This is a genomic window from Bacillus sp. FSL K6-1145, from assembly GCF_038003425.1.
GTDB classification, from domain to species: domain Bacteria; phylum Bacillota; class Bacilli; order Bacillales; family Bacillaceae; genus Bacillus; species Bacillus pumilus.
The window spans coordinates 940,376-952,883 of the sequence record NZ_JBBOPC010000001.1; the positions used below are offsets into that span (position 1 = coordinate 940,376).

10 protein-coding genes are annotated in these 12,508 nt (G+C 41.1%); 6 read left to right on the forward strand and 4 right to left on the reverse strand.

Annotated elements, in window-relative coordinates; genetic code table 11:
- Positions 1-188: 188 nt before the first annotated feature.
- Positions 189-1,274 carry a GGDEF domain-containing protein gene (locus MHH41_RS04585; RefSeq protein ID WP_003211754.1) on the reverse strand — a complete coding sequence of 362 codons (1,086 nt, stop codon included), beginning with the start codon at positions 1,272-1,274 and terminating at the stop codon, positions 189-191.
- Between the two features lie 98 nt (positions 1,275-1,372).
- Here MHH41_RS04585 and MHH41_RS04590 point away from each other — a divergent pair, with 98 nt between their 5' ends.
- The gene (locus tag MHH41_RS04590) at positions 1,373-1,624 is read left to right on the forward strand and encodes a hypothetical protein (RefSeq protein WP_339161617.1); all 252 of its coding nucleotides are present in this window, start codon (positions 1,373-1,375) and stop codon (positions 1,622-1,624) included.
- Between the two features lie 34 nt (positions 1,625-1,658).
- On the opposite strand, the gene MHH41_RS04595 is transcribed toward MHH41_RS04590, so the two are convergent.
- Complete coding sequence (locus tag MHH41_RS04595) at positions 1,659-2,057, reverse strand: spore coat protein (RefSeq protein WP_340865784.1); 399 nt, start codon at positions 2,055-2,057, stop codon at positions 1,659-1,661.
- Positions 2,058-2,208: 151 nt separating this feature from the next.
- On the opposite strand from MHH41_RS04595, the gene MHH41_RS04600 reads away from it, so the two are divergent.
- Together MHH41_RS04600 and MHH41_RS04605 are read left to right on the forward strand one after the other, a co-directional pair.
- Positions 2,209-2,718: a YhcN/YlaJ family sporulation lipoprotein gene (locus tag MHH41_RS04600; protein WP_003211812.1), complete on the forward strand. Its 510-nt coding sequence runs from the start codon at positions 2,209-2,211 to the stop codon at positions 2,716-2,718.
- Positions 2,719-2,874: 156 nt separating this feature from the next.
- On the forward strand, positions 2,875-3,750 hold the full coding sequence (locus MHH41_RS04605) for a hypothetical protein (RefSeq protein WP_137054882.1): 876 nt from the start codon (positions 2,875-2,877) through the stop codon (positions 3,748-3,750).
- A gap of 29 nt (positions 3,751-3,779) precedes the next feature.
- Here MHH41_RS04605 and MHH41_RS04610 read toward each other — a convergent pair whose 3' ends face one another.
- The gene (locus MHH41_RS04610) at positions 3,780-4,424 is read right to left on the reverse strand and encodes a spore coat protein (protein WP_106032286.1); all 645 of its coding nucleotides are present in this window, start codon (positions 4,422-4,424) and stop codon (positions 3,780-3,782) included.
- A 144-nt stretch (positions 4,425-4,568) separates the two neighbouring features.
- On the opposite strand from MHH41_RS04610, the gene MHH41_RS04615 reads away from it, so the two are divergent.
- The 3 genes from MHH41_RS04615 to MHH41_RS04625 all read left to right on the forward strand — a co-directional run bounded on the left by MHH41_RS04615 (position 4,569) and on the right by MHH41_RS04625 (position 11,554).
- Positions 4,569-7,949, forward strand: coding sequence for a CheR family methyltransferase (locus tag MHH41_RS04615; RefSeq protein ID WP_050945438.1), 3,381 nt, complete (start codon positions 4,569-4,571; stop codon positions 7,947-7,949).
- Between the two features lie 86 nt (positions 7,950-8,035).
- A complete protein-coding gene (locus MHH41_RS04620; RefSeq protein ID WP_340865785.1) occupies positions 8,036-10,939 on the forward strand; it encodes a 5'-nucleotidase C-terminal domain-containing protein in 2,904 nt (967 codons plus the stop codon).
- Positions 10,940-10,987: 48 nt separating this feature from the next.
- Positions 10,988-11,554: a class D sortase gene (locus MHH41_RS04625; protein ID WP_309216301.1), complete on the forward strand. Its 567-nt coding sequence runs from the start codon at positions 10,988-10,990 to the stop codon at positions 11,552-11,554.
- A gap of 36 nt (positions 11,555-11,590) precedes the next feature.
- On the opposite strand, the gene MHH41_RS04630 is transcribed toward MHH41_RS04625, so the two are convergent.
- On the reverse strand, positions 11,591-12,499 hold the full coding sequence (locus MHH41_RS04630; RefSeq protein ID WP_137054859.1) for an RluA family pseudouridine synthase: 909 nt from the start codon (positions 12,497-12,499) through the stop codon (positions 11,591-11,593).
- Between the last annotated feature and the right edge of the window lie 9 nt (positions 12,500-12,508).

Below are 12,508 nucleotides of genomic sequence, written 5' to 3' on the forward strand. Positions count from 1 at the left end.
TTAAATTCACTATTCTTGCTCTTACACAAACTTCAAAGACGAAAACTCTTTCAAAACTTTCTTCTTAAAGATGATACGAACAAAAATAATTACCTTTACTTTACCAGTGTTTGCGGGAAAAAACAACTGTTATCCAAAAACTTTTTTAAAAATAATTAGCGCTAACAAATTGAGGAAAAAGCCTATGTTCATTGGCCTCTTTTTCTCCCTGAGAAGCTCACTTGATTTCGGCCAGACTGCTTCGCTTTATAGAGCTCTTGGTCAGCTATAATCGGTAATTGCTTGATATTTGGACTTGTCCCGGGGAAATACGCACACCCAAGTGATACTGTAATATGAATGGACATGCCATTTTGTAAATAAATCGGCTGATCTGCTATTTTTCTTCGTAAGCGTTCTGCAATCTGCCATGTTTTTTCAACTGTACAATTGGGTAGAAGGACGGCAAATTCCTCACCGCCAATTCGGCCAATATAATCTGAGCTTCTTGTGTTTTTCATCAGCCTTTTTCCGATTTCTTTTAAAACCATATCTCCCTCATGATGTCCATATTGGTCATTGATGGATTTGAAGTAATCGATGTCTAAGTAAATAAGGGATATTTGATGGATAGGCTGCTTAAATTTCATCGAAAAAGCATCATTTAAGACCTCATCGAACTTCCGCTTATTTAAAACACCTGTTAAAAAGTCATAATGAGCTTGGAATTTATACAAATTTAACAGCTGATATGCTTTTGTTTGATGCTCAATGACGTAAAAGTTAAACAGTCCTGCAACATATGAGAACATCCAATAAGCAAAATGCAGTTCAAATGATGTCTCATGCACGATCATGATAAACAGGCTTGTGGCAATGACATTACCTAACGTAATGGACAAAAGCATTTTCATAACTTGATTCATATGGCGCTCAGCAATTAAAAAAGAAGCTGTTGCGATGATCATCATGGAAAAAATATTGATGAAAGAAGCGACGTTGGCTTCGATTAATAATCGACCAATGATTACAACACAGGCTGCAATGATGGTTTGGGCGATGCCTCCATAAAAGGCCGTTAAAATAAGGGGGATATGTCTTAAATCGATGATGGCTGGTCCTGCTTTGATAGAGAAGAACATTAAGAGGACACCGAGTAACCCAGAAAGAATGCCTTTGAATAGTTGTCTGAGCAGGGTATCTTCTTTCTTAAGAAAATTCTCTTTAAACACAAGCAGAAATAGATAATGAAAAGTGACAAGAATTGTTAAATTAATAAAGAGGTCTCTTAGCAAAATTAAATCACCTTTTTAAAATTACTAAAATTTGTTGCAAAAGAAAAGGGGAAAAAGGATAATTAATAAAAATTTCACTTATAAGGGGATCGAAACATATGCGAGGAAAACGCTTCCCAGATGAAACGGACTGGCTTTCTTTTTTTGAAACGGAGCCAGATGAAAGGTTCGAGAAAGGGATGCCTATTGAATATCAAAGCCTGACATTTCGATTTGAGAATCAAGACGAGCAATACGAAAAAGAGCTTTTAATCATAGTGGAAGCTTATGGCGATTTTATCACAACAGTTGAAATCACCTTTTTACCTTTCTTCTCTGTGATGATGAAAGAACATTTTTCAGGAGAATAAACAGGAGCCTCTATTCATAAAGGCTCCTGTTTTCTTATTTGTGCTCGATGTCATTGATCACTTGCTGGATTGATTCATCATCCATCACATTCATGACACTTTCATCAATATGAAGAGACTGTGCATAAGATTCTCTTGGCTGATGGTTTCTTGATGTCGATTGGTGCTGATTCGTATGATTTGGCTGTACAGCAGTGAATGCCTGCTTCATCATTTGTCCGATTTCCGCAGTGCTCTTTGATTCTTTCTGTGCGTGTGACTCTTGTCGAGACGATTCATGGTGCTGTTGATCTTTTCCCTTCATCATTGAAGACATATTCATTTGCGTCATGCTTTTCAGTCTTCTTCGTAAAACTGGGGAAAATAATGCAATGATGGCTGTAGATGCTGCGATCATTGCGCCAGTGCTCATGCCTTTTCTTTTTTTAAACAAACGAATCCCTCCATTTGATCGTGATGATTCTTCTTCATCATGTTTAGGATGACCAAACAAAGCTGAATTATGAATTCAATTCGCTGAAAGAGAGGATGTATGCATAAAAAGCCGACTGGATGAAAAACCTAAGAGCAAAAGGAGGGAATAAATGATGAATAAGAAATGGATGCTATCTTTACTACTCGTTCCAGCATTGATCACCACTGGATGTGGTATGAACAACCAGGGCGATGAGCGAAGAGGAACAATGAAACGACAGTATGAAAATGTCACATATAAGAATGACAACATGAGGCAGGATCAGCCAGATGTTCAAACACCTCAGAAGGTCAAAGTGGCAGATAAAGCGTCAGAGCTAGTAGCCAACATGTCTGAAGTAAAAACAGCGAACGTACTTGTTACAGGAAAGAATGCATTTGTTGCCGTTATGCTTGAAGGCGATAAAAGCGGTAATGTAACAGAAGATTTGAAAAAGAAAATTTCTGATAAAGTCAAATCAACGGATCAACAAATTGACAATGTGTATGTATCTGCGAATCCAGACTTTGTCGATCGTATGGAAGGGTACGGAAAACGTATTAGAAGCGGAGAGCCCATCTCAGGATTTTTCGATGAATTTACTGAAACGGTCAGACGTGTCTTCCCTGAATCAAAATAACTACGACAAAAGCCGTATGTCATATGCGGCTTTTTTGTTTGGAACCGCACCTTGCGCACCTGACTGCATAAAGTAAAAAATATATCACCTCTTGTTGATCTTTGTTTCTTCATAGAAAGAGAAAGAGGCTGCAGGATGAATTCAGGTGGGGAGCAAATGAAAGCCAAGCCGTCATTGATTCATAAAAAGCTTGTAGGCGGAATGATAGCAGCAGGTCTCATTTTTTATGCTTTCACCGCATACTTGATTTATGTTGCGTTTCAGCTGACAGGACAATATTTAGAGCAGCAGTCTTCTCCTAAAACGATTTTAACGGAGGGACTCAATAAGCAAGTCTATGAACATATTAGAATATACTATGCAGAGGAAGAGGACGCTTTTGTTGATTTAACAATTGAGGCCATGGATCAGGCAAAGAAGAGGACAGCGTCAGTATTTCATTTTGAAACTGACAAACCTTTAGACATTATTTATTTTGATGATAAAGAGACAATCGAGCAATTTGCAGGAATTAAGCATATTACAGGTTTTTACTCCGATCATGATCAAATGATAGGGTTATATCCAGATAAGCGGGAAGCATTATTGAAGAAAGAGACACTCCCTTTATACTTTTTCAACACGTTATTGATTCATGAATATGCTCACTTTGTTTTCTATGAAAAAGTTCATTCTTACGAAGTGTCTCCGGTGATCTTTCCCCTTTGGTTCCATGAGGGAACAGCAGAATGGACGGCCTATGACGTGTTAAATGCCACGTCTGAACGGTTCGACGTCATTCCCTTTCAATCTCTTCATTCCGATCAAGATTGGCAGGACTCCCGGATGACGTATGAGACAGATGTTTATGTGCAAAGCTACTATATGATTTATGAGCTCGTGCAGCTTTATGGACGAGGCGTCATACATGAGATTATGGAGGAAACGGCGAAGACTGGCCGTTTTGATAGAGGTTTTGAACAAGCGACAGGACAACGTTTGGCAGATTTTGAAGAGCAATTTAAACTGAGTTATCAAAGAAAAAACGGCTGACCTGAGGATATAGGTCGGCCGTTTTTTGTTTAATGAAGCGGTTTTTGCTGATTGGCTTTGTTTGGCGGCATTTGAACTTGGCCCTTCATTGGGGCAAATGTAGACGTCATCGCCTGCATATCTTGAGCTGTAAGCTGCGGAACTTGATAATAGCTATGTTTATTTTGATATAAGAAAATTTCATACGCCATTTCAATAAAGTTCGGAATTTGCGCTGCAAGCACACGTCGCACCACAGGGTTTGTTACCTCTAGTGCAGTCATTGAAAGTAATCCAGCATGTGATTTCACGAGACCTAGCATATGCCCTGTAATTCCCGAGTCCTTTACATCCTGTAACGATTGATTTGGCTTCTTAGGCTGAGATGGTTTTATTCCGTATGTCACCTCTGTTTGTTCTTTCATCATATACGTAGATGTTTCTTCACTAGGCTTTTGACCAGTAGAAAAACAATCTACCGTGACATTATACTGTGACAATACAAATTGATATTGTCGATCTAAAATGTCGGATAATGCGGGATCTTGGATGAATTGGCGAAAGATCATGTATTGATCCAAAATATTAATGGTCCCTGCTAATACTTCATGTAAATCAAATAACTCATGGCCGCCATGATTGAATTGGGGCTGCTGGACATTTCCTTGAACGTTTGTCTGCTGATCGTTTTGCATAGAGATTCCTCCTATTGTTTATACATTCTGTTTTAATGTGAGGAAGTTTTCCTTCTTTCATGCAAAAAACATTATTTACAATTAGAGGGTTTTCTTCCTTTTTGTCGAAAAAAAGTATCAGACGAATGAACATGGGGGTACCAGATGCAGGACAAAATCATTAATCGTTTGATAGAAGACGAACATGTGCAGGCACCAGTGATTGGCATCGGTGTTTCGCCGTTTGAACAGCATCATCTTGAGGCTTTTTTTCAATCATTTCCACATGAACTAAATGCCTCTTTTATTGTTGTACAAAATCATGTGACAGGCGATTGTATAACTGATTTGGAAGCACTTGTTTTACCGATTGGCTACCGGGCAAAAACGATTAAACATGGTGAGAAAGTCATGAAGAAGACGATTTATTTTTGTCCACAGCATGCGGTAGTGACGTTAACAGAAGATCAGCGGCTGCACCTATCAGAGCAGCTGCCGGCGTGCATGGCTTGCTCTGTGGACTTGCTTTTTCAGTCTCTTGCCAGCGTTCAAAAGGAGGAGGCATATGCGATTTTCTTTCAAAAAGGTCATTGCGTGGGAAGTGGCTTGCTTCAGTTGGTTGAGCAGGGCGGTACAGTTTTATCGTGCAGTGAGGAAGAAAGTGGTTTTGACACTTTGTATCAACAAACATTCAAAGACCCTTCAACCCTTGCGGCATATATCGCAAATATCATCAACGTCCCGCATCTCGATGAGGCAGATCCTGTTTTACTGAGAATTATTGAACGTCTTGAAATGTATAAAGGCATTGCTTTTTCAACCTATCAAAAGAAAAGGCTGCTATCTGTCATTCAAAAACGAATGAATGTTGCAAAAAAACGGATTTCATTGTTAGCAGAGTACGACTACTTATTAGAAAGAGAACCAGATGAGCTTGACCTTCTGCACGCTCAGCTTCTAAGCGGCATGACATCTTTTTTTAGAGATATGGAGGCTTTTCATGTATGTGAACATCAGATCATTCCGTCGATCATTGAAAATGCGGTGAAAAACGGGAAATCTCGATGCCGTATTTGGATTGCAGGATGTTCGACAGGAGAGGAAGCGTATTCTTTTACGATCTTATTTTTAGAAGAAATGAAGCGAAGACAAGTGACCATTGAACTTCAAGTATTTGCAACAGATATCAACCGGAAAGCCATTCAAACAGCTAGTAAAGGTCTTTACTCAGTAGAGTCTATGGCAAGGATGCCGGAAAAATGGCGGGCGCGATATTTCGAAAGGAAAGGTGACGCTTTTATTGTGAAGCAGTCGCTTAGAAAACATATTGTCTTTGCACCTCACAATTTATTGATCGATTCACCTTTTATCCACCTCGATTTTATCAGTTGCCGAAATGTTCTGATGTACTTCCAGCCTGAAGTGCAAAAACGAGTATTGTCCCGATTCCAATATGCTTTAAAAGATCAAGGGATGTTGATATTAGGGCCAAATGAAACTGTACCCAATATCCCTCGTTTGTTTCATTTGTTCAATGAAAAATGGAACATTTACACCCATTCAAACGTTTCAAAACCACATGTCCCTTGGACACCAGACGCTCGTGATATCGAGTTGAAAGCGCGAGCCGAACAATATATGCAAGAAGTAAGCAAGGATTATGATGCATGTATGGTCATCAACGATAGTGACAAAATCCTGGCAGTATCAAAGGGTGCGTATTCTTTTTTAGATCATACAGAAGTGTCAGATCAATCATGTGAATATGTGACACCAGATTATATGAAAGAGATGCTCAGTCAAACCTTTCAAAAGGTTTGGACAGACGAGACAGAGGTTGTGTTTCAACATGTTCTCATTTCGGAAAAAGGCAGCAAGCAATATGCAGATTTTACCGTGAAAAGTTTTGACCGCCGTTTTAAGGGAGTTTACGTCATTCTCATTCGAATGAATGAGAGAGGAAAAAATCAAAAGAACGGCAGGGACATAGGGATGTCAGATCAGAATTCAGTCTATCAACAGCGTATTGTCGATTTGGAAAATGAACTCAATGAAGTCAAACAAAAGGAGCAGGAGGCAAGGGCTCAATTAAAAGCAAAACACACGCAATTAGAGGAGTTTGAGAAAAAACATGAACATTATATAAATATCATAAACAACTTGAGGGTGACAAGAGAAGAACTGTACAAACCCTCTGTCAAGCCGGAGCTTGCAACGCTGTTTGTGGACAGGGACATGAATATACGCTATTACACTCCTACAGCTGCCTCTTTATTTACTTCTGCGAAAATCAGACATCAGCAATCCTTTCAGTCGATGGCTAAAAAGCTTACGCAGGAAACGCTCTATCATGATATCCAATCCGTCATATCGGATAGGCGCGCGATCGAACGTGAAATTGAAACGAACGAAGGCGAGCAATTCACCGTTCACATCACACCCATCTACGATGAAGAACGTGAAGGAGCAGTGATGACCTGGATTAAAATGACTGAAGTAACGAAAATCAAGCAGTCGCTTCATCTAGCGGTGACGGCACTTGATAACAGCCATATTCATATTGTTGTGGCAACTGAGGAAGGTGTCATCCAATGCGTGAATCAGCGTTTCTGTCAGTTTGTCCAGCAGCATGAATATGACCTGATCGGCAAAGATATTTTTTCTGTCTATCATTCGCTATGTCAATGTGATGATTTAGAGAAACAATGGAAGGTTTGTTTAAGAGAGGGCAGCTGGACAGGTGAACTATACTTTCAAGATTTATCTGGACGTGAACGATGGGAGAGAGTCTCTTTACACCGAATTGATGACCCTGACAAAATGCAGTCAACCGTCATGCGGATTTCAGAGGATATCACCAATCAAAAGCAGTCAGAGAAGATGCTGATGAAATCAGAGATGCTGTCAGCAGTAGGGCAGCTTGCAGCAGGCATCGCTCATGAGATACGGAACCCGCTGACCTCATTAAAAGGGTTTTTACAGCTGATGATTCAAAGTAAAAAGTATCAGAAAGATTATGCAGATGTGATGATGTCAGAGTTTAATCGGCTCGAGTCGATTATTAATGAATTCCTCGTTCTTTCGAGAAGCAAATCGGTGAAATTTGAACCGGTACATGTCAATCTTCTGCTCGAAGAAGTGATCATGGTCGTTGAATCCCAGGCGGTCTTAAAAGGCGTGTCCATTCAGAAAAAGCTGTCTCCGTCGCTCCCTAACATTCAAGGCATTCCGAATGAACTGAAACAAGTCTTCCTAAACATCCTTAAAAACGGAATAGAAGCGATGGATGGTGTGACAGGCGTCATCAAGGTGACCTCTCTCATGAAAGATCAGCAAATGATGTTGATCTTTGAAGACCAAGGAAAGGGAATACCAGAGGACGAAATAGGGAAACTCGGTGAACCATTTTATACAACAAAAGAAAAGGGGACAGGCCTTGGTTTAATGATGACCATTAAAATCATTGAAAGCCATGGCGGCACCATTCGTTTTGAAAGCAAAAACTTTGAGGGGACACGAGTGATTATTACCTTTCCGATGAGTTAAAAAAGACAAGTTTTACATGAAATCCATTCAACATCAATATTTACTTTGTACACTATGAGAGATGAAGCACAAAGGGGAGAGGTCTAATGAAACGAATGCTATCTATTCGAATGATTTGTTGTTTGGTTTTGGTGATCTTTAGTTTGCAATCCTTATTGCCTGGTATGTCCGCAGGGAGCGAGGTCAATGCATCTGAAAAGAAAGAAATGGTGTGGAAACAAAAAAAGATTGTGCAGATCAAAAAAGCCCGTCAGCTCATAGGAGAGACCGTGACAGTGAGCGGAATTGTGACAGCAGATCAATCAGCTGTAGGCAATGGGAAACTGTCCACATACATTCAAGACAAATCAGCTGGAATCAATGTTTATTCAGCTCAGCCCAATCACTTCCCGGAACTAAAAGCAGGGATGAAGGTGACAGTAACTGGTAAAATAACGTCTTATAAAGGACTGATTGAAATTGTGCCAGATCAAGGCAGTCTGAAGATAGATGCTGTGAACCAAACCTTGCCAAAGGCGAAGCGAGTGTCTGTGAAGCAGCTAGAAACGGAACAAGCAGGTAAACATGAAGGAAGACTAGTAAAGGTCAAAGGCTATGTAGAGGCAAAACCAGCGCAGCCGGCTGGCGGTGGATACAATGTGGTGATCATCGATAAAAAATATCACAGCACCACTCTGAGAGTGATGGTCGATACGAATGCGATTGATAAAGTAAAGACAGGAAAATGGTACGAGTTTACAGGGGTGTTAAGCAGATATGATACGTTGCAGGTGCTTCCAAGACATAAGGATGATATCAACCTGCTGAAACGCCAGCCAAAGCCGCCAAAGATGAAGAAAGAATACAAAGCAACGGTTGACCGTGTGGTGGATGGAGATACGATACATCTAAAGAAGCCCGTTTTAGGTACAACAAAGGTGCGTTTTGTGAATATGGACACGCCGGAAACGTATCATCAGCCAAAAAGCGAATTAGACAAAAACCAATTGCGTTTTGGACAGCAAGCGACTGACTATTTAAAAACACTACTTTCGAGCGGTGACCAAGTCACATTAAAGATTGGTCCTGAAGCGAAAGATAACTATGGACGTCTTTTAGCTCAAGTAAAAACCAAAAAAGGGTTAAATACAAATCTAGAGCTTGTGAAAAAAGGATATGCCCCTACTTATTTCATCTGGCCAGTTGGAGATGAACAGGACTATCATACGTTTCAAAAAGCAGTAAAAGAAGCAAAGGAAAAAGGACTGGGCATATGGAACGAAGCGGACCCTCTGCTGGAACAGCCATTTGAATTTAGAGCACGTGAACAGAAAAAAGGACTGACACGCTATGTTGGTGATTCATCTGTCAAAACATACGTGTCCCCTGACAAATGGAAAGAAATCGATGTGGACAAACGGATCTTTTTTGCTTCCAAAGAAGAAGCAGAACAGGCTGGTTATCAGCCGGAAAAGGATGCGGGCGAAGTACCATTAACGATTTTAAGTATGAATGATTTACACGGTAAAATTGATCAAGAATACGAACTGGATGTAAAAGATGATGGCAATAAAGGCATGTACGGGCGGATGGATTATGTCGCGGCCTATATGAAGCAAAAACAAGCAGCGCACAAAAATACGATCACGGTCCATGCTGGAGATATGATTGGCGGGAGCTCTCCAATATCTTCTCTTCTGCAAGATGAACCAACCGTTGAACTCATGGAGAACATTGGCTTTGATGTCGGCACGGTCGGCAACCATGAATTCGATGAAGGGGTAGACGAGCTATTGCGTATCTTAAATGGCGGAGATCATCCTAAAGGCACAAAGGGGTATGACGGACAGAACTTTCCGCTCGTTTGTGCGAACTGTGAATACAAGGATACTGGCAAACCGCTTTTACCGGCTTATGAAATCATCGATGTCGAAGGAATCCCAGTCGCATTTATCGGCGTTGTGACCAAGTCAGCCGCAGGAATGGTCATGCCAGAAGGGATTAAAGACATTCAGTTTACAGATGAAGTCAAAGCCGTGAATGAAGCCACGAAGGAATTAAAACAAAAAGGTGTTAAAGCCATAGCGGTTTTAGCTCATATGACAGCCTCTCAAAATGGGGATACGATCACTGGGGAGAGTGCAAAGCTTGCCAAAGAAGGTGATGATGAAATTGACGTCATCTTTGCAGGGCATAATCATGAAGTGGTCAATGGAGAGGTCAATGGAAAATTAATTGTGCAAGCCTTTGAATATGGAAAGGCGATTGGCGAAGTCAATGTGACACTTGACCGTAAAACGAAGGATATCGTCAAAAAGAGTGCGAATATCCAGTATGTAGATCAAGCTGGTATAGAAAAGGACAAGGAAGCAGCAGACATCTTGGCTCATTACGGGAAAGAAGTGGAGCCGATTATTAGTGAGGTTGTTGGAGAAGCCGGGGTCAAAATGGAAGGCGGCTATTCAAATGATGGAGACACGCCGCTCGGTAATTTGATTGCGGATGGTATGAGATATTCAATGAAAAGTGACTTTGCCATGATGAATGGAGGCGGCATTAGACAAAACCTTGAAAAAGGGCCGATAACGTGGGGAGATCTCTTTAATATTCAGCCATTTGGCAACGTTTTAGTCAAACTAGAGATCAAGGGAAAAGACTTAGTAGAGATCATAGAAGCACAAATTTCTCCACAATTTGGACCAGATTATAGCATTTCAGGCTTTTCATATTCCTATGATCCTGTAACATATAAAGTAGTCGACTTGAAGCTGCCAGACGGTTCAGCAATAGCTCTCGATCAAGCGTATACACTCACTGTGAATAACTTCATGGCAACAGCAACTGGCAGTAAATATGCACCAATAGGCAGGCTTGGGCAAAACCCTGAAACAGGCCCAGAAGACTTAGAAGCCACTGTCGATTTTGTGAAAAGCTTTGAGGGAGCTTCCATTGTGTATCAAAAAGAAGGACGAATTCAAAAAGCAAAACAAGAGGAAAAAGCAGCAAGCTAAAGAGAGCGTATCATCTAAGAGAAATGTAACAGGCAAAGGAGTTTAAGCATGAAAAAGTGGCTTGCACTGACTGTAATGACAGCCGGGGTTGTGCTGCTCGGCTGGGGGATATGGCAAATCGCATCGACTCATCTTCAAACAGCCCAATCATTAGACGAAGCGAAGAAGGTCGTGGCGGACGATCAAGGAATGTCCAAGAAGCAGTTTGCTCCTGAAATGGGGAGAGCCTCTGGCATCCTGACGATTCCAAAATTAAAAGCAGACCTTCCCATTGTCGAAGGGACGGATGCGGATGACCTTGCAAAGGGAGTAGGACACTACAAAGGCAGTTATTATCCGGATCAAAATGGACAAATCGTCCTTTCTGGCCATCGTGACACGGTGTTTCGCCGGACAGGCGAACTGGATATTGGAGATCAACTGAAAATCACTGTGCCGTATGGTGAATTTATATATGAAATCACACATACGAAAATTGTTGATCAGCATGATACATCCATCATTACGTTGCAGAATGAAAAGGAAGAGCTGGTGTTAACCACATGCTATCCTTTTCATTTCGTCGGCAATGCGCCAGAGCGGTATATTATTTATGCAAAAAGAGTGTCTGAATAAAGAAAAAGAGCCTGCTTTCCTACGCAGGCTCTTTTGTTAATGGATGATTTGACTCATGAGCTGGTCCATATCAGGTGGTAGAGGTGCTTCGATGATCAGATGCTCACCTGTAAAAGGATGTTTCATGTCTACTTGCTTGGCGTGAAGAGCACACCTATTGATGTAATCACGAACTCCGTCATATAATGTATCCCCAGCTAGTGGATGCCCGAGACTGCTCAGGTGGACACGAATTTGATGCGTTCTACCCGTTTCTAATTGAAGTTTAACGGCTGTCAGTTGCAGACGTTTATTCATGTCCATGACCTGAAAATGAGTCACAGCTTTTAGCCCATTAGGGGAGATTCTTCGTCTGACTGCATGGTGTTTGTCACGGCCGATCGCTGCATCGATGGTGCCTTTCTTTTTTTTGAAAAGTCCCTCTGCGATGGCGATGTATGTGCGTTTGATTGTTTTTTTAGAAAGCATTTGATCAAGAGCCGCATGGGCTAATCTATGCTTTGCAAAAATGACGGTGCCGCTCGTGTCTTGATCAAGCCTGTGGATATGTCTTACCCGCTTTTCTTCACCATTTGCTTGAAAATGGAATGCCACAAGATTTGCCAGTGTGCCTGTTTGTCCTTGTTCATTCGGATGAGTTGGCCGGCCGGCAGGTTTTTGCACAATTAATAAATGCTCGTCTTCAAAGAGTACCTCTAATTCACCATATTCCGGTGTCACATCACTTTCTTCTGTTTCAAATAAATCAATGATGATCTGATCGCCTTGACTGACTTTAGCTGCGTGATGGGCAGGCTTTTGATTTAAACGAACTTTTTGATGCTCCATCCAAAAGTGAATAATCGGTTTTGATGCAGAGACGGCTGTCTTTAAAAAATGACTGAGTGAAGTGTGATGATACTGCTCGTCTACTTTGAGTGAGAGCGTGTGTCCTTTTATGATCATGATATCCGT